Source organism: Conyzicola sp., from assembly GCF_046714715.1.
In the GTDB taxonomy this organism is placed as follows: Bacteria; Actinomycetota; Actinomycetes; order Actinomycetales; family Microbacteriaceae; genus Conyzicola.
Genome location: NZ_JBKKAD010000018.1, coordinates 1 through 17,133 on the forward strand (window position 1 = coordinate 1; position 17,133 = coordinate 17,133).

At 67.9% G+C, this 17,133-nt stretch carries 17 protein-coding genes; 13 read left to right on the plus strand and 4 right to left on the minus strand.

Annotation, left to right across the window (positions count from 1 at the left end):
- The 4 genes from ACLQ6X_RS01655 to ndk all read left to right on the plus strand — a co-directional run.
- Window positions 1–1,869 (plus strand): class I tRNA ligase family protein (locus tag ACLQ6X_RS01655; RefSeq protein ID WP_411698420.1); only part of this gene is annotated, 1,869 nt, incomplete at its 5' end.
- The gene (locus ACLQ6X_RS01660; protein ID WP_411698421.1) at window positions 1,862–3,367 is read left to right on the plus strand and encodes a bifunctional folylpolyglutamate synthase/dihydrofolate synthase; all 1,506 of its coding nucleotides are present in this window, start codon (window positions 1,862–1,864) and stop codon (window positions 3,365–3,367) included. The genes ACLQ6X_RS01655 and ACLQ6X_RS01660, both read left to right, overlap by 8 nt.
- Entirely contained in the window at window positions 3,364–3,774 is a 411-nt protein-coding gene (locus ACLQ6X_RS01665; RefSeq protein WP_411698497.1) for a DUF4233 domain-containing protein, read from the plus strand. Before ACLQ6X_RS01660 ends, ACLQ6X_RS01665 begins: the two co-directional genes overlap by 4 nt.
- Window positions 3,771–4,184, plus strand: coding sequence for a nucleoside-diphosphate kinase (gene ndk, locus ACLQ6X_RS01670; protein WP_411698422.1), 414 nt, complete (start codon window positions 3,771–3,773; stop codon window positions 4,182–4,184). The genes ACLQ6X_RS01665 and ndk overlap by 4 nt, the downstream gene beginning before the upstream one ends.
- Before the next feature lie 117 nt (window positions 4,185–4,301).
- On the opposite strand, the gene ACLQ6X_RS01675 is transcribed toward ndk, so the two are convergent.
- Together ACLQ6X_RS01675 and ACLQ6X_RS01680 are read right to left on the minus strand one after the other, a co-directional pair.
- Window positions 4,302–5,177: a DsbA family protein gene (locus ACLQ6X_RS01675; protein WP_411698424.1), complete on the minus strand. Its 876-nt coding sequence runs from the start codon at window positions 5,175–5,177 to the stop codon at window positions 4,302–4,304.
- An 87-nt stretch (window positions 5,178–5,264) separates the two neighbouring features.
- A complete protein-coding gene (locus ACLQ6X_RS01680; RefSeq protein WP_411698425.1) occupies window positions 5,265–5,864 on the minus strand; it encodes a vitamin K epoxide reductase family protein in 600 nt (199 codons plus the stop codon).
- A 382-nt stretch (window positions 5,865–6,246) separates the two neighbouring features.
- Between ACLQ6X_RS01680 and ACLQ6X_RS01685 the strand changes: the two genes are divergently transcribed.
- From ACLQ6X_RS01685 to ACLQ6X_RS01700, 4 genes are all read left to right on the plus strand, one after another.
- Window positions 6,247–8,979, plus strand: a complete 2,733-nt coding sequence (locus tag ACLQ6X_RS01685) for an Rne/Rng family ribonuclease (RefSeq protein ID WP_411698426.1) — start codon at window positions 6,247–6,249, stop codon at window positions 8,977–8,979.
- Window positions 8,980–9,078: 99 nt separating this feature from the next.
- Window positions 9,079–10,152 (plus strand): permease, encoded by a 1,074-nt coding sequence (locus ACLQ6X_RS01690; protein WP_411698428.1) that lies wholly within the window; start codon window positions 9,079–9,081, stop codon window positions 10,150–10,152.
- Window positions 10,153–10,165: 13 nt separating this feature from the next.
- Window positions 10,166–10,903, plus strand: coding sequence for a TIGR03943 family putative permease subunit (locus ACLQ6X_RS01695; protein ID WP_411698429.1), 738 nt, complete (start codon window positions 10,166–10,168; stop codon window positions 10,901–10,903).
- A gap of 40 nt (window positions 10,904–10,943) precedes the next feature.
- Entirely contained in the window at window positions 10,944–12,257 is a 1,314-nt protein-coding gene (locus ACLQ6X_RS01700) for a hypothetical protein (RefSeq protein ID WP_411698430.1), read from the plus strand.
- Between the two features lie 23 nt (window positions 12,258–12,280).
- Here ACLQ6X_RS01700 and ACLQ6X_RS01705 read toward each other — a convergent pair whose 3' ends face one another.
- Both ACLQ6X_RS01705 and ACLQ6X_RS01710 read right to left on the minus strand, forming a co-directional pair.
- Window positions 12,281–13,024: an SOS response-associated peptidase gene (locus ACLQ6X_RS01705; protein WP_411698431.1), complete on the minus strand. Its 744-nt coding sequence runs from the start codon at window positions 13,022–13,024 to the stop codon at window positions 12,281–12,283.
- Between the two features lie 38 nt (window positions 13,025–13,062).
- Window positions 13,063–13,335 (minus strand): DUF4031 domain-containing protein, encoded by a 273-nt coding sequence (locus ACLQ6X_RS01710; RefSeq protein WP_411698432.1) that lies wholly within the window; start codon window positions 13,333–13,335, stop codon window positions 13,063–13,065.
- Window positions 13,336–13,366: 31 nt separating this feature from the next.
- Between ACLQ6X_RS01710 and ACLQ6X_RS01715 the strand changes: the two genes are divergently transcribed.
- The 5 genes from ACLQ6X_RS01715 (at window position 13,367) to proB (ending at window position 17,121) form a co-directional block, all read left to right on the plus strand.
- Window positions 13,367–13,906 carry a hypothetical protein gene (locus tag ACLQ6X_RS01715; RefSeq protein ID WP_411698433.1) on the plus strand — a complete coding sequence of 180 codons (540 nt, stop codon included), beginning with the start codon at window positions 13,367–13,369 and terminating at the stop codon, window positions 13,904–13,906.
- Between the two features lie 237 nt (window positions 13,907–14,143).
- Window positions 14,144–14,452, plus strand: coding sequence for a 50S ribosomal protein L21 (gene rplU, locus ACLQ6X_RS01720; RefSeq protein WP_184236398.1), 309 nt, complete (start codon window positions 14,144–14,146; stop codon window positions 14,450–14,452).
- Between the two features lie 14 nt (window positions 14,453–14,466).
- Complete coding sequence (gene rpmA / locus ACLQ6X_RS01725) at window positions 14,467–14,721, plus strand: 50S ribosomal protein L27 (RefSeq protein ID WP_411698434.1); 255 nt, start codon at window positions 14,467–14,469, stop codon at window positions 14,719–14,721.
- Between the two features lie 74 nt (window positions 14,722–14,795).
- Window positions 14,796–16,337 (plus strand): GTPase ObgE, encoded by a 1,542-nt coding sequence (obgE, locus tag ACLQ6X_RS01730; protein WP_411698435.1) that lies wholly within the window; start codon window positions 14,796–14,798, stop codon window positions 16,335–16,337.
- Window positions 16,330–17,121, plus strand: coding sequence for a glutamate 5-kinase (gene proB, locus ACLQ6X_RS01735; RefSeq protein ID WP_411698436.1), 792 nt, complete (start codon window positions 16,330–16,332; stop codon window positions 17,119–17,121). The genes obgE and proB overlap by 8 nt, the downstream gene beginning before the upstream one ends.
- Window positions 17,122–17,133 lie beyond the last annotated feature (12 nt).

Consider the following 17,133-nt stretch of genomic DNA (forward strand, 5'->3'; position numbering starts at 1 on the left):
GGCAACGCCCGCGACTGGTCGATCTCGCGCAACCGCTACTGGGGCAGCCCGATCCCGATCTGGAAGAGCGACAACCCCGAGTACCCCCGCGTCGACGTCTACGGTTCGCTCGACGAGCTGCAAGCCGACTTCGGACGCCTGCCGCTGAACGCGGAGGGCGAGCCCGACCTGCACCGCCCGTTCATCGACGAGCTGACCCGCCCGAACCCCGACGACCCCACCGGCCAGTCGACGATGCGCCGCATCGAAGACGTGCTCGACGTGTGGTTCGACTCGGGTTCGATGCCGTTCGCCCAGGTGCACTACCCGTTCGAGAACCGCGAGTTCTTCGAAGCGCACAACCCGGCCGATTTCATCGTCGAGTACATCGGCCAGACCCGCGGCTGGTTCTACACGCTGCACACGCTGTCGACCGCGCTCTTCGACCGCCCGGCGTTCAAGAACGTGATCAGCCACGGCATCGTGCTCGGCAGCGACGGACAGAAGATGTCGAAGAGCCTGCGCAACTATCCCGACGTCTCGGAGGTCTTCGACCGCGACGGTGCGGATGCGATGCGCTGGTTCCTCATGTCGTCGTCCGTAATCCGAGGCGGCAACCTGATCGTCACCGAGGAGGCGATCCGCGAGGGCACCCGGCAGTTCCTGCTGCCGCTGTGGAGCACGTACTACTTCTTCACGCTGTACGCCAACGCCGCGTCGGCGGAGGGCTACACCGCTACCTGGCGCACCGACTCCACCAACGTGCTCGACCGCTACCTGCTGGCCAAGACGCGCCAGCTCGTCGTCGACGTGACGACCGAGCTCGAGGCCCTCGACAGTCCGACGGCGGCGCTCAAGCTGCGCGACTTCGGCGACGTGCTCACCAACTGGTACGTGCGCCGCAGCCGCGACCGGTTCTGGACGGGCGACGACACAGAGTCGTTCGACACCCTCTACACGGTGCTCGAGACGCTCACCCGCGTCGCCGCCCCGATCATCCCGCTCGTGGCCGACGAGATCTGGCAGGGCCTCACGGCCGGCCGCAGCGTGCACCTCGAAGACTGGCCTGACGCCGAGGTCTTCCCCGCCGACGACGCGCTGGTCACCGCGATGGACCGGGTGCGGGCGATCGCGTCCGCCGGACTCTCGCTGCGCAAGGCGAAGAGCCGTCGCGTGCGCCTCCCGCTCGCGCAGCTCACCGTCGTGAGCGACGACGGCGCGGCCCTCGGCCAGTTCGGCGACATCCTGCTGCAGGAGCTCAACGTCAAGAACGTCGTGTTCAGCGCGCTCGAGCCCGACAGCTTCCAGCGCTTCGGAATCTCGCAGAAGCTCACCGTCAACTCCCGCGCGGCCGGCCCCCGCATCGGCAAGCAGGTGCAGGCCGTCATCAAGGCCGCCCGCGAGGGCGACTGGCAGGCCACGGGCGACACCGTCGTGGTCGGCGGCGTCGAGCTGCTACCCGCCGAGTTCGAGCTCGAACTGCAGTCGGCCGACGAGGCGAACGCGATCGCCTTCCTCGCCGACGGCGGGTTCGTGATCCTCGACACCGAGACCACGCCGGACCTCGAGGCCGAGGGTCTCGCGCGCGACATCATCCGCGCCGTGCAGGACACCCGCAAGGCCGCCGGGCTCAACGTGAGCGACCGCATCTCGATGACTATCCGGGGCGACCGCGACGACGACATCGCCGCGATCACCGCGTTCGAGGCGACCATCGCCGCCGACACGCTCGCGACCGAGTTCGAGATACTCCTCACCGAGGATCCCGCGGTCTCCGCCGCGACCGAGGCGCAGGCCGGTTCGCAGCGCACCACCCTGGTTCCCCAGCAGTACGCGAACACTGGTGTACTGGTTATCGATCTGTGGAAGGCGGCATCAGTAGATGTCTAAGAACGACAACCCCGGCGACAACGACTACCAAGGCTACGAAGAAGAGCCCGAGGAGGAGCCCGACTTCGTCGACGACGGCTCGGGCCTCCCCGACTTCCTACAGGGCGGCAACGAGGGAACCAACCTCGACGACGACTCCGAGTACGACTTCGACGACAACGAGTACCAGACGGGTGCCGACGACGTCTACGCCGAGCTTCTGGCGCGCATCGGCGAGGGCAACCCGCAGCCGCGCCTCGAGCCCACGCGCCGCGCCGTCGAGCTGCTCGGCGACCCGCACCGCGCCTACCCGGTGATCCACATCGCCGGCACCAACGGCAAGACCTCGACGAGCCGCATCACCGAGAGCATCCTGCGCGCCTACGGCTTGAAGACGGGTCTCCTCACGAGCCCGCACCTCACCCGCGTGAACGAGCGCATCGTGATCGACGGCCAGCCCATTTCGAACCGGGCGCTCGTTGAGAATTGGGCAGACATCCGGCCCTATCTGCTGCTCATCGACGCGGAACTCGCGGGCGCGGGCGAGTCGGAACTCACCTTCTTCGAGGCCCTCACCGTTCTCGCCTTCGCGAGCTTCGCCGACGCCCCCGTCGACGTCGCGGTGATCGAGGTCGGCATGGGCGGCGAGTGGGATTCCACCAACGTCGCCGACGGCCAGGTCGCCGTGTTCACGCCGATCGCCCTCGACCACACGCAGCGTCTCGGCAACACGGTGGCCGAGATAGCGAAGACCAAGTCGGGAATCATCAAGCCCGTCGCCAGCGTCGTGTCTGCGTCGCAGAGCCCGGATGCCCTCGCCGAGTTGCAGAGGGCGGCGGAGCTGACCGAGTCCACCTTCGCGCAACAGGGCGAGGCGTTCTCGCTCGAGTCGACGACCGTCGCAGTCGGCGGCCAAGTCATCTCGGTGAAGGGACTCGCGGCCAGCTACCCCGACCTGTTCCTGCCGATGTTCGGCGACCACCAGGCGCAGAACGCCGCCGTCGCGATCGCCGCCGTCGAGTCGTTCCTGGGTGGGGGCAGCCAGCCGCTCGTCGGCGACGTGCTCGCCGAGGGACTGCAGACCGCCACGTCGCCCGGCCGGCTGCAGATCGTCGGCACCGAGCCGACCGTTCTCGTCGACGCGGCTCACAACCCGCACGGCGCCGCGGCACTCGCCGCGGCGATCGGCAGCTACTTCACCTTCGACGAGGTGGCGGTGGTGATCGGCGTGCTGCAGGACAAGGACGCCGACGGCATCGTGGCCGCGCTCGCCCCGATCGCGACCCGCTTCTATGTGACGCAGTCCGAGTCGGACCGCGCCGTGGCCGCCGACGACCTCGCCTACATCGTGCGCGAGCACACCGAGGAGGTCTACACCGACGAGTCGGCCGAGACCGCGCTCGAGGCGGCCCGCGAGTGGGCGGCCGAGGGCGAGAAGCGCGCCGTGCTCGTGACCGGGTCGATCACCCTCGTCGGCGACGCCATCACCCTCGCCACAGTGAGCAAGTGGAAGCGATGACCGAACAGCCGCGCCCCGCCCGTGCGCCGCGCGCGCGACGTCAGCGCTCGGTCACCGAGATGCTGCTGTCGATCGTGCTGGCGCTCGAGGCCGTGCTCGTCTTCTTCGTGACCCTCGTGGTCTACGGGCTGAAGTCGCTCGAGCCGGGCCTGGCGTTCGGCGGGGGAGCGCTGCTCATCCTCGCGCTCTTCCTCACCAGCGGACTGCTGCGCTACCCGTGGGGCGTCTGGCTCGGCTGGGCGCTGCAGCTCGTGCTGCTCGCCACCGGTTTCCTCGTGCCGCTGATGTTCTTCATCGCGGCCTGCTTTTTCGGGATCTGGATCTTCTGCTTTGTTCGCGGACGCCAGATCGACCACCAGAAGGCCGCATTCGCGGCCGAACACCCCAACCCAGGAGATAACACGTGAGCGTCGAAGAAACACTCGTACTCGTCAAGCCCGACGGTGTGGCCCGCAACCTGACCGGCGAGATCCTGCGCCGCATCGAGGCCAAGGGGTACCAGCTGGTCGATATCAAGTTCGTGGAGGCGAGCCGCGAGCTGCTCGCCGCGCACTACGCGGAGCACGAGGGCAAGCCCTTCTACGAGCCCCTCGTCGAATTCATGGAGAGCGGCCCGATCGTCGCGATCCGCGTCGCCGGCAACGGCGTCATCGAGGGCTTCCGCTCGCTCGCCGGCGCGACCAACCCGACGAGCGCCGCGCCCGGAACGATCCGCGGCGACCTCGGCCGCGACTGGGGCCTGAAGGTGCAGCAGAACCTCGTGCACGGCAGCGACTCCGCCGAGTCGGCGCAGCGCGAACTGGCCCTCTGGTTCTAGCCCGGCCTCGGCTCTAACCCAGCCCAAATGAGCCGATTCCGGCCAGATGACGCCTCCGCGGATGGCTCATCTAGCCGGAATCGGCTCTTTTACTGTCTGAACTGACCGGCGCCGCCGTTACTCGGCCGGCGTTGTCGCCTCGCTCGCGACCGACGACACGAAGGCGGCGAACGCCTCGGCGTCGTCGACCGCGCCCTGGTACAGCTGCCCGTTCACGAGCACGGTCGGCGTGCCGACGAACTCGGTGACGGTGTCGCTCGCGAGTTCGCCCGAGGTCACCCGGTCGGTCGCACTCGTGACCCAGTCGGCGAACGTCTTGTCGTCGATGCACGACGCGACGTCGTCACTGTCGGCGCCAGCATCCGCCACCAGCTTTTTCAGGGCCGGGGTGTCGAGACCGCTCGTGTTCTCCTCGGGCTGCTGGGCGAACAGGGCGTCGTTCACGGCCATGTACTGGTCGGGGTCGTAGTTCGCCACGCAGACCGCGGCGTTCGCGGCACGAGACGAGTACTTCGTGCCGAGCGAGACCCGGTCGAGGATCGAGATCGGGTGGATCTCGAGCGACGCGTCACCCGCGGTCACCCAGCCGGTGATCTGCTCGGCGTTCGTCGTCTCGAAGGTCTGGCAGATCGGGCAGGCGTAGTCGATGTAGGTCACGATGTTCACCGTGGCGTCGAGGGCCGACGTGTCGGTCGCCACCGGATCGGCGTCGAGGGCGAGGGCTTTGGTCGTGACCGGTGCGAGAGTCGTTCCGTCGCCGGTGAACAGGATGCCGTTGCTCGCCATGTTCTTGGGATTGATCGTCGTGGTGGTGGTCGCGTTGACGATCACGAGCGTGACGACGGTCACGACGGCGAGCAGGGCGACGATGACTCCACCCTGCACGAACACCCGGTTGCGCTTCTTGCGGCGCTGGGCTGCCTCGCGCTCCTGCTTCGCGAGTTCGCGGGCGTGTTCGCGCCGTGCCTTCTTGCCGTCTGCGGTGTTGCTCATCGGTTCCTCTCGATGGTCTGCGGGTGGGGCCCAGCACAGGATGGCCCCGGTAGCTATGCGGTAGCTGAATGCGTGGCGCGAGCGGGGCTAGAGGCTGCCGAGAACGTCGAGACGCAGCTGCGCGACGACGGCGACCACGAGGTAGCTCGCGAGCGTGATCGCGGGAACCCAGCCGTACAGGGCGCCCGCCACCCGCCGGGCCGCGGCGGGCACGGGGAGGTTGCCCTCCCTCAGGTTGTACAGCGTCACGGCCCAGAACAGCGGGATCGTCACGCTCCAGGTGACCATGCACCACGGGCAGAGGGTGCCGAGCACGAAGACGCTCTGGGTGATCAGCCAGATCACGAACGCGAGGGCCGCGACGATGCCGAGGTTGAACGCCACCCAGAACCAGCGGGCGAACCGCGCGCCGGACAGCAGCGCCACGCCCACGACGATCGGGGCGATCCAGGCGGCGAGCCCGATGATCGGGTTGGGAAAGCCGAACAGCGACCCCTGCCACGACTCGAGATTCGCCCGGCACTGCACGAGCATGCTGAAGTCGCAGCCGAGCGCCTCGGTCGGATCGGTCAGCGTCGTGAACTTCTCCAGCGTCAGCGCGAAGGCCGCGTACCAGCCGATGACACCCGCCACGATGAGGAAGATCGCGAGCACGACGGGACGCTTGGCGGCTGGGGTCTCTGGCACGCTGCAGATTATGGCACGCGTCGAATCACGTCTGACTGGGAATGCGTGCGATAATCGGATACAGCCAGCCGAGCCGCGCTCGACCTGGCGCCAAAGAAGGCTTACCGGGCGACAATCCGGGCCAGTGCCGAACATCCGAGTTGATCGGATGACGGCCAGTCGGATAGCGAGTTCCGAAGCGCTGAGTGACAGTCAGTGCAACACAGACAGTGGAACCAGAGCAGACAGTGGCTGACACGTACGACCAGAGAAGGGTCGCCAGCCACACCATGCCGGTTCTTGACCTGAAGAATTTGCAGCGTGATCGCTGAGGCGTAGCGCGAACGAGAGAGTACCCGGTGGGCGGCGCGGTTTCCCACCAGGGCCTAGGAGTACACCGCCAGTGGTGAATGACAAAGACAACATCGAACCCAAGCGTCGCAAAGGACTGTTCGGAAGCCGCAAGGCAGCCGTGACCCCGCCGCCCGCGCCCGTCGAAGCGGCAGCCGTCGCCGAAGAGCCGCCCGTGACCGCACCTGTCGACGACATCATCGTCGACGAGGTCGTCGTGAAGGCCGCCACGCGCACGCGCACCCGCAAGCCGGCCGTCGCCGAGACCCCCGCGGTCGAGACGACGGATGACACGGCCGACGCCGAGACCGACGACACCCCCAAGCGTGCCGCGCTTCCCACCACGTCGCTGCTGTTCCAGGCGCCGCCGGAGAGCGCGGTTCTGCCCGAGCGCGCCCCCGCACGCCAGCCGCGCCAGTCGCGCAACGCCGACGCTTCGGCCGCGCGCACCGACGACCTGAGCAACGACCTCGGCGACGAGTCGGGCACCGTGCGCCGCCGCTCGCGCCGTCGCCCCGGCGAAGAGGCCCGCGACGGCGACGATGCCCCCGGCACCGTCGTCCGCGTGCGCCAGCCGCGCCCCGAGCCCGTTCTCAGCAACGAGCCCACCCGCGTCAAGGGCTCCACCCGCCTCGAGGCCAAGAAGCAGCGCCGCCGTGACGGCCGTGATGCCGGCCGTCGTCGCCCCGTGATCACCGAGAGCGAGTTCCTCGCCCGCCGTGAGAGCGTCGACCGCGTGATGGTGGTGCGTTCCAAGTTCGGGCGCATCCAGATCGCGGTTCTCGAAGACGGCGTTCTCGTCGAGCACTACGTGGCGAAGAGCCAGGACATGTCGCTCATCGGCAACGTCTACCTCGGCCGCGTGCAGAACGTGCTGCCGAGCATGGAGGCCGCCTTCGTCGACATCGGACGCGGCCGCAACGCCGTGCTCTACTCGGGCGAGGTCGACTGGGATGCCGCGGCGGAGAACTCCGCCGAGGGCAAGAGCCAGGCCCGTCGCATCGAGCTCGCGCTGAAGCCGGGCGACAAGGTCCTCGTGCAGGTCACGAAGGACCCGATCGGCCACAAGGGCGCCCGCCTCACCAGCCAGGTCTCGCTGCCCGGCCGCTACCTCGTCTACGTGCCCAACGGCTCGATGAGCGGGATCAGCCGCAAGCTGCCCGACACCGAGCGCGCGCGTCTCAAGAAGATCCTGAAAGAGGTTCTGCCCGACAACGTCGGCGTCATCGTGCGCACGGCGGCCGAGGGTGCGACCGAGGAGCAGCTCACGCTCGACGTCAGCCGCCTCACCAGCCAGTGGGCCGAGATCAGCCGCCTCATCGAGACGGCCAACGCTCCCGCGCTGCTGCACTCCGAGCCCGACCTGCTCGTCAAGATCATCCGCGACGTCTTCAACGAGGACTTCCAGAAGCTCGTGATCGACGGCGACGACGCTCAGGAGATCATCCAGAGCTACCTCAACGGCGTCGCCCCCGACCTCATCGACCGCGTCGAGCGCTTCGAGGGAACCAACGACCCGTTCGACGTCTACCGTGTCAACGAGCAGATCGAGAAGGCGCTCGACCGCAAGGTCTGGCTGCCCTCCGGCGGTTCGCTCGTGATCGACCGCACCGAGGCCATGACCGTCGTCGACGTCAACACCGGCAAGTTCGTCGGCTCTGGCGGAAACCTCGAAGAGACGGTCACCAAGAACAACATCGAGGCTGCCGAGGAGATCGTGCGCCAGCTGCGGCTGCGCGACATCGGCGGCATCATCGTCGTCGACTTCATCGACATGGTGCTCGAGTCGAACCGCGACCTCGTGCTGCGCCGACTCGTCGAGTGCCTCAGCCGCGACCGCACCAAGCACCAGGTCGCCGAGGTCACCTCGCTCGGACTCGTGCAGATGACCCGCAAGAAGCTGGGCCTCGGCCTGCTCGAGACGTTCAGCGAGCCGTGCGAGCAGTGCGCCGGCCGCGGCGTGATCGTGCACCACGACCCCGTCACGAAGCACCGCATCCAGCAGGCACCGCAGCCCGAGGTCAACAACGGCCGTCGCAGCCGCGGGGGCAAGGGCAACGGTTCGTCGAACGGAAACGGCGGCAACGGCAACGGCAACGGCGGCAACAACGGCAACGGCGGCCAGAACAACGGCGGCCAGAACCAGCAGCAGCCGCAGGTGAGCTCGCCGCCCAAGGCGCCCGGAACCGGCACCCACGCCATCACCGACGACGCCCGCAACGCTCTCGCGCAGATCGCCGCCCGCACGGTAGCCGCGCAGGCGAACGCGAGCAACGCCGGCGCGCCCGCAGCGCCCGCCACGCCTGCGGCCGAGCCCGCAGCGACGGTCGTCGAAACGCCCGTCGAAACGCCCGTCGAAACGCCCGTCGAGGCGCCCGCAGCGCAGCAGCCCACGCAGGGCAGGACGCGTTCAGGCCGTGGCCGGGCATCCTCCGAGGCCAAGTCGACTATCGCGGCGACGACCCCCGAGGTCGACGCCCCGCTCGAGGCGAAGATCGCCGAGGCCGCCGCCCCCGCCGCCGAGCGCACGGAAGCCGTCGCGCCCGTAGCGACAGCCGCGCCCGAGGAGTCGAAGGCCGACGCCCCCGTCGCGATCCTCGACATCCCGGTCACGAAGGCACCCCGCGCGAGCCGCCGCATGAACAACCGCGACGCCGAGCAGATCCTCGACTCCGTGCTCGAGGCTCTTCCCGAGCCGAAGCAGCCCGGTCAGGGCCGTTCGCGCACCTCGCGTCGTGCCGGCAGCGCCGGCGCCGTTGTGAGCGCTCCGGTCACGGAAGACTAGTCATCGACACACGAAACCCCGCCGGCCCCGTCCGGCGGGGTTTCGTCGCGTCCGGGGAGTCAGCGTGTTCTCTCAGCCAGCTCTGGTTAGGCTTCCCGAGTGAGTAGCCAGCTTGATGCCCGCCGTCGCGACCGCGGCGCACATGCCGGCCACGATCATCCGCCCGGTCGCGACGAGTCGCGGGCCCGCCGCCGCCAGTTCGCCTGGCTCGGCATCGGAATCGTCGGCATCACCGCCCTGTTCGTCGTGCGGGCCATCACCGCCGACCAGAGCGCGCTCGCCCTGCCTGACAAGGCGCAGGACTTCCTCACCCTCAGCATCAGCGTCATCGTCGAGTCGATGCCGTTCGTCATCCTCGGTATCGTGCTCTCGATCGCGGTGCAGGTGTGGGTTCCCGACTCGTGGATCATGCGGGTTCTGCCCCGAAACCCGTTCCTGCGCCGCGCCGCCATCTCGTTCATCGGCGTCTTCCTGCCGGTCTGCGAGTGCGGCAACGTGCCGCTCGCGCGCGGGCTCATGGTCAAGGGCTTCACCGTCTCCGAGTCGATGACCTTCCTGCTCGCGGCGCCCATCATCAACCCGATCACGATCATCACCACCCACCAGGCTTTCGGCTGGGACGACCACATCCTCGTCGGCCGCATCGTCGGCGGCTTCGTCATCGCGAACCTGATCGGGTGGCTGTTCAGCCGTCATCCGAACCAGGATTCGCTGCTGACCGACAAGTTCGCCGCAATCTGCCGCGTGCCGGATGCGCACGACCACGGCGTCTCCCGCTGGCAGGAGAGCGTCTCGCTCTTCCGCCGCGAATCGAGCATCATCCTGCCGGCGCTCTTCATCGGAGCGGTGGCGGCCGGCGCCATCCAGTCGCTCGTGCCCCGCTCGGTGCTGGTGAGCCTCGGTAGCAACCCGCTCTGGTCGATCCTCGCGATGATGCTGCTCGCGTTCGTGATCTCGGTGTGCTCGAACGTCGACGCCTTCTTCATCCTGCCGTTCGCGTCCACGTTCATGCCGGGATCGATCGTCAGCTTCCTCGTCTTCGGGCCGATCATCGACATCAAGATGCTCGCCCTGCTGCGCACCACCTTCACGGTGAGAACCCTCGTGCAGCTCACCGTCGTCGTCGCGCTCCTCAGCGCGCTCATCGGATTGGTCGTGAACTATGTCGCCTAGCCTCCTGAGAGCCGTGCAGCGCTGGCGGGGCGTGGCCCTGATGAGCGTCGTCGTCGTCGCGACCATCTGGCTCGCGCTGACCAACCAGCTCATCCTCTACATCCACCCGCGCTACGTGCTGTTCACCGTCATCATGGCGGTCGTCGCCCTGGTCTTCGTCGCCGCGAGCGCGTTCCTGCGCGAGCCCCACGACCATGACGCTCCACCGTCCCGGCGGCAGAACGTGGTGTCGGGGGCGGCCGCCGTGCTCTCTCTCGTGATCGCCGCCGGCATCATCGTTGTTCCGCCCGCGACCCTGTCGAGCGCGACGCTCGAGCAGCGCGCCATCAACAACGGCGGACTGGCCGGCGACCAGGCCCAGTCGGTCGCCTCGGTGGCGTCGACGACCGACGCGGCGTTCGCGAAGTTCACCGTGCTCGAGTGGTCGTCGCTGTTGCGGCAGACGAGCGAGCTGTCGGTCTTCAGCGGCAAGCCGGTCGACATCGTCGGCTTCGTGAGCGCAGATCCGGATGATCCGGAGAACATGTTCTTCGTGTCGCGGTTCGTCATCACCTGTTGTGCCGTCGACGCGCAGCCGATCGGCGTGCCCGTCTACGCCCCCGGGTGGGCCGACGACGTGGCCGTCGACCAGTGGGTGCGCGTCACGGGCGGGTTCGATACCAACCCCAGCGGAGTCAGCCAGCAGGCGATCGCCGTCGTGCCCGACACGGTAGAGGTCGTCGAACAGCCGGGAGAGCCCTATCTCTACTGAGCTTCCGACCGCTTCCCGGTTCCGACGCACGTTCACCACCGTGGTCGTGGTACTCGCACTGCTCTGCGCCGGCTTCGCTGCGCTGGGCTACGTGCAGGGACCCAAACTCTCGAGCGCGCAGGTCGACACCGAACAGGTCACGACGCGCAGCGGCCAGCAGCTGCGGCTGTTCGCCAACCAGCCGCTCGCCGCGGTCGGCCCCGACGACGTCACCATCACGCCCGCCGCGGACTTCACCGTGACCACCTCGGGTGCCGTGGTGGCCGTGCAGTTCGAGCAGCCGCTGCTCTATGACGCGCGCTACGTCGTGAAGGTCGACGGCGTCACGAGCGAGTTCGACGACCAGGGATCCACCCTCAGCTACGAGTTCACCACGGGCTCGCAGCCGCTCTACTACCTCGACCGGGGTGAGACCGTCGACGAGATCGTGCGAACCGAGGCCCGGGGAGTCGAGCGCACCGTCGTCTACTCGGCCCCGCGCATCCAGGAATTCGCTCTCCTCGGAACGAGCGCCGCAGTGTCCACCGACCAGGGTGACGGAACCAGTGCGCTCAGCCTGGTCAGCTTCGAAGACGGGGGAGTGGAGCCGCTGGGCCTGCCCGCGCCCGGTGTCATCGAGAACCTTCACGCCGCCGACGACGGCGTCACAATCGGCTTCGCGTTCTCGAGCACCGACGGAGCGTTCGACGACACGTTGATGACCCTGAACCTCGACCTGGGCCGCGACATCGTGCCCGTCGCCGGCCTCGACGGAGCCCCACTCGCGGTCAGCAACTGGTTCTTCGTGCCCGGGGGAGTCACACTCGCCGCACACAACCGCGACGACGAGGGTGTGCTGCTCGTCGACACGGCGTCGGGCGCGGTCACGCCGCTGGGTAGCTTCGCGAGCCTCGAATCGCTCTCGACCGACGGAACGCGGCTCGGGGTGACCAACGCGTTCGGGCCGGCCGTGCTGTCGATAACCGACCTCGCCGACGAGGAGTTCGCGCCCTCGCCGATCTACGGTGTGCAGCCGCTGGCCGGGGAGTTCCAGCTGATGCGCGGAACGGAACTCGTGCAGCACGTCGTGCTCGTCGACTACGAGGCCAACGTGTTCGAGAACCTGCTCGTCGCCGACGACGGGTCGAGCTCGCGCGAACTGCTGCGCACGGTGGATCACGCTGGCAGCATCGGCGACTTCTCCGTCTCGCCCAACGACCAGTTCGTGGCGGTCGAGGTCGTGCCGAACGTCGAGTCGAGCGCGAGCGACGGCTACCCGGTGAACGACCGCTCCACGAGCGTCACGACCGTGATCATCGACCTCGCATCGGGCGCACAGGTCAAGAGCGTGGCCGGCTTCGCCCTGCAGTGGTGACACTGCGGCGCTAGAAAGGCGCTCTAAACCGGCTGGATGAGCGCTTCGGAGTTGTTCTTCACCGAAGCGACGTCTTTGCTGACCTCGTAGAACTCCACCTCGTCGGCGAGGTCGGCCGCGGCGTCGGACACCGCGCCGAGCAGCTCGGGCGACCCCGGCGTGCGCGGGTCGAGCCAGTCTTCGAGCAGTCCGGGCTCGAGCAGCAGGGGCATGCGGTCGTGGATGAGGGCGAGCGGGCCGGCGGATGCGCGGGTCAGTATCGCCGTCGAGAGCAGCCAGCGCGCGGGATCGCCCGCGGCGGCTGCCGGGTTCTTCCACCACTCGTACAGGCCCGCGAACAGCAGGGGCTCGCCGTCGGGGGAGTGCACGAACTGCGCCGAGGAGGTGCCGTCGGCGCCCTTATGCCACACGTAGTACCCCGTCGCCGGGATGGCCGCGCGGCGGGACTGCGCAGCGGGCGCGAAGGCGGGGTTCGCCAGCACCTGCTCGACCGGGGCGTCGAACATGGTGGCGCCCACGGCGGCGTCGGGAGCACCCCCCGGCACGAGGCCCCAGCTGGCCGACTCGAGGCGGCGCAACACGGCCGGATTCTCGGGGTCGTATCCTTCGGTCGACGCGTCTTTGTTCACGGCGTCGATGATGACGATCACCCGGTCGGCGGGCGCGATGTTGTGCGAGGCGGGCGGCAGAATGTCTGCCTGCCGGTCGACATCGAGCATCGCCACGAGCTCGTCGGGGTCGGTGGTGAAAACGAATCGGCCGGGCATGCTCCCATTCTGTACCGGGCCGCCGACGCCGGATGCCGCTAGAGCCCGCGTTTCTCCTTCTGGCTGATGCGCAGCCCGCTCGCCTGCAGCCGGGTGACGAGTTGGCGCACCGTCACGGGCAGGGCGCCGAGCGACACGAGCTCGTCGTATTTGCGCGCGGGCACGTCGTAGTGGTCGCCGTCGAAGCCGCGCCGCGGAATGCCCGCACGCGCCGCGAACGCGTGCAGCTCGTCGAGCGAGTGGTCGCTGACCAGGTGTGCCCATAGAGTGTCGTGTGCCGGCCAGATGGGTTGGTCGATCAGCACGGTCATGGGCTGATTCTAAACACAACGGGGGCATCGGATGGCGCAGTCGCTACAGGCACGGGCAACGAGGGCGAACGCGGTTCCCGCCGGGGTCGCGGCGGGCATCGTCGGGATCGTCATGCTCGTTCAGGCGATCCTGCGAACGTTCGTGGCGGTCTTCAGCAACGTCGCCTATTCCAGCGCCGGTGGAATCAACACCGGGTACGACCCGGGCAACGTCTTAGCGCCCTTCGGGCAGCTCTTCGTAGAACTCGGAACGACAGTGATCCCCGCGGCCATCGGCGTGTTCCTTGCCTTCTGGCTCCTCGTTCCCCTCGTGCCCGAGCTGCGTGTGCCCCGCGTCGTCGTGCGCTCTCTCGTGGCCGCGGCCATAGCCGCGGCCCTGGTGCTGGTCTTCACCGCCGTCTATTCCGGCAGCAGCATCTTCTCGGGCCAGCAGTCGTTCGCCTATGCGGTCTTCGGAACGGCCCAGGCCGGTCTCTACACCTTCATCAATGTGACCCCGCTCGTGATTCTGGCCGGATTCCTCGCCTGGTTCTGGGTCTCGAAGGGCCGACCCGCGGCATCCGCTCTCTAATTCACAAACACGGCAATTCACAGACACGGCGTGTGTCTTCGACCCGCTCGCGCTCCGGGCAGGTTAGTGTTAACACTCAATTCGGCCACGATTCTCGAGTCTGAAACCCGGCGATGACTCGCCGCCATAATCACGGTTTGACCGCGGCTATGTAGATCGAGTAGTCTTGGCCCTTGGTGTGCGCTGGCCTGAGGCCGCGAAAGATCGCCATAAGCTTCCGAAAGTAAGGGTTACCAAGTGGTTTACGCAGTTGTGCGCGCCGGTGGTCGGCAGGAAAAGGTAGAGGTCGGCACGATTGTCGTCCTCGACCGCATCCAGGCTGACAAAGACGGCAATGTCGAGCTCGCCCCGGTGCTGCTCGTTGATGGCGACAAGATCACGCACGACGCGAAAGCGCTTGCGGACGTCAAGGTCGTCGCCGAGGTCCTGAACGACCTCCGCGGCCCGAAGATCGTCATCCAGAAGTTCAAGAACAAGACCGGATACAAGAAGCGCCAGGGCCACCGCCAGGAGCAGACTCGTATCAAGATCACTTCGATTAACTAAGGGGCTGACAACTCATGGCACACAAAAAGGGCGCAAGCTCCTCTCGTAACGGTCGCGACTCCAACGCGCAGTACCTCGGCGTCAAGCGCTTCGGCGGCCAGGTCGTCAAGTCCGGCGAAATCATCCTCCGCCAGCGCGGCACGCACTTCCACCCCGGCGCCAACGTCGGCCGTGGCGGCGACGACACGCTGTTCGCCCTCACCGCCGGTGCGGTCGAGTTCGGTGTGAAGGGTGGCCGCAAGGTCGTCAACATCGTGGTGGCTGCGTAGTCAGCTGCATTGCAACTTAGCGTTAGGGGCGAGCTTCGGCTCGCCCCTAACGTGGTTTATCAAGGAAAAATCTCATGGCATCGTTCGTCGACCAGGTAACCCTGCACCTTCGCGCAGGGCACGGCGGCAACGGCTGTGTGTCGGTAAAGCGCGAGAAGTTCAAGCCGCTCGCGGGCCCCGACGGCGGTAACGGCGGTAACGGCGGCGACATCGTGCTGGTCAGCGACGTGCAGACCACCACGCTGCTGAACTACCACCGCTCGCCCCACCGCAAGTCCGACCACGGACAGCCCGGACAGGGCGACCACAAGGCCGGCACCTCCGGCGACGAGATGGTTCTGCTCGTCCCCGTCGGCACGGTCGTCAAAGACGCCGAGGGCAACGAGATCCTCGACATGAACGAACACGGCATGCGCTACGTCGCTGCCGCGGGCGGAATGGGCGGTCTGGGCAACGCCGCCCTCGCCTCCACCAAGCGCAAGGCGCCGGGCTTCGCACTGCTCGGAACCCTCGGTTTCGAGGGCGCGGTGCGTCTCGAGCTCAAAGTCGTCGCGGATGTCGCATTCGTCGGTTACCCCTCGGCCGGAAAGTCGAGCCTGGTTGCCGCAATGTCGGCGGCCAAGCCGAAGATCGCCGACTACCCCTTCACCACCCTGCACCCCAACCTCGGAGTCGTCGAGTCGGGCGAGACGCGCTACACGGTAGCCGACGTCCCCGGCCTCATCGAGGGCGCCAGCGAGGGCAAGGGCCTCGGCCTCGAGTTCCTGCGTCACGTCGAGCGCTGCTCGGCGCTGCTGCACGTGCTCGACTGCGGAACGCTCGACCCGGGTCGCGACCCGATGAGCGACCTCGACATCATCCTCGGCGAACTCGCCGCCTACCCCGTTCCCGAGGGCCAGGTTCCGCTGCTCGACCGCCCGCAGTTCATCGCGCTCAACAAGACCGACGTTCCCGAGGGCAAAGAGCTCGCCGACCTCGTGCGTCCCGACCTCGAGGCCCGCGGCTACCGCGTCTTCGAAGTGTCCGCGGTTTCGCGCGCCGGACTCCGCGAGCTCTCGTTCGCCCTCGCCGAACTGGTCGAGGCCGACCGCGTCGAGAAGGCGAAAGAGATCGCCAAGCCGCGCATCGTCATCCGCCCGCGCGCCGTCAACGAGGTCGAGTTCGTCATCAAGGTCGAGGGCGGGTCGTTCGGCAACGTCTACCGCGTCATCGGCACCAAGCCCGAGCGCTGGGTGCAGCAGACCGACTTCACCAACGACGAGGCCGTCGGCTTCCTGGCCGACCGCCTGGCCAAGCTCGGCGTCGAGACCGAGCTGTTCAAGTCGGGTGCCGTGCCCGGCTCCACCGTCATGATCGGTGCCGAAGGCGGCGTCGTCTTCGACTGGGAGCCCACCGTGGCATCCGCGGCCGAACTCGTCGCGAGCCCGCGCGGTACCGACCCGCGCCTTGAAGAAGGCCGCCGCCTGACGAGCAAGACCCGTCGCGCGAACTACCTCGAACGCATGGACGCCAAGACGGCCGCACGCGCCGAGCTCGACCGCGAGCGCGAGGGTGGCGTCTGGAACGACGACGAGGGCTTCGCCGTCGAGCGTGACGCCGCGGACGACCGTGACTAATCAGATCCACACCCGTGCCGAGATCGCCACGGCCAAGCGCATCGTCGTCAAGGTCGGATCATCGTCGATCAGCGGCGAGAACGTCGGGCAGATAACTCCGCTCGTCGACGCTCTCGCGGCGGCGCACGGTCGCGGCTGCGAGGTCATCCTGGTCTCGTCGGGTGCCATCGCCACGGGCATCCCGTTTCTCAACCTCGACTCCCGCCCGACCGACCTCGCGACCCAGCAGGCCGCGGCGGCCGTGGGGCAGAACCTGCTCATCTACCGCTACCAAGACAGCCTGCGGCGCTTCAAGATCGTGGCCGGTCAGGTGCTGCTGACGGCGGGCGACCTCGAGAACCCCACCCACCGCGGCAACGCGCAACGGGCCATGGAGCGCCTGCTCGACCTGCGCATCCTGCCCATCGTCAACGAGAACGACACCGTCGCGACGCACGAGATCCGGTTCGGTGACAACGACCGGCTCGCGGCGCTCGTCTCCCAGCTCGTGCACGCCGACCTGCTCGTGCTGCTGTCCGACGTCGACGCGCTCTACACACGCCCGCCGCTCGACCCCGGCGCCGTGAAGATCACCGAGGTGGCCTTCGACGACGACCTCGGCCAGGTCGAGTTCGGCGACATCGGTGCCGCGGGCGTCGGCACCGGGGGAGCCGGCACCAAGGTGGCAGCCGCGAAGCTCGCCGCCGCCTCGGGTACACCCGTGCTGCTCGCCTCCACGGGCGACGTCGGCCCGGCGCTCTCGGGCGCCGCCGTCGGTACCTGGTTCGAGGCCAAGCGCATCTAGCGCTGTTTCGGC

Bases quoted from the DNA above. Each gene is read 5' to 3' on its own strand.
- ACLQ6X_RS01660 (WP_411698421.1), top strand. From the start codon at position 1,862: ATGTCTAAGAACGACAACCCCGGCGACAACGACTACCAAGGCTACGAA.
- ACLQ6X_RS01665 (WP_411698497.1), top strand. From the start codon at position 3,364: ATGACCGAACAGCCGCGCCCCGCCCGTGCGCCGCGCGCGCGACGTCAG.
- ACLQ6X_RS01675 (WP_411698424.1), bottom strand. From the start codon at position 5,177: ATGAGCAACACCGCAGACGGCAAGAAGGCACGGCGCGAACACGCCCGC.
- ACLQ6X_RS01705 (WP_411698431.1), bottom strand. From the start codon at position 13,024: ATGCCCGGCCGATTCGTTTTCACCACCGACCCCGACGAGCTCGTGGCG.
- ACLQ6X_RS01710 (WP_411698432.1), bottom strand. From the start codon at position 13,335: ATGACCGTGCTGATCGACCAACCCATCTGGCCGGCACACGACACTCTA.
- ACLQ6X_RS01715 (WP_411698433.1), top strand. From the start codon at position 13,367: ATGGCGCAGTCGCTACAGGCACGGGCAACGAGGGCGAACGCGGTTCCC.
- rpmA (WP_411698434.1), top strand. From the start codon at position 14,467: ATGGCACACAAAAAGGGCGCAAGCTCCTCTCGTAACGGTCGCGACTCC.
- obgE (WP_411698435.1), top strand. From the start codon at position 14,796: ATGGCATCGTTCGTCGACCAGGTAACCCTGCACCTTCGCGCAGGGCAC.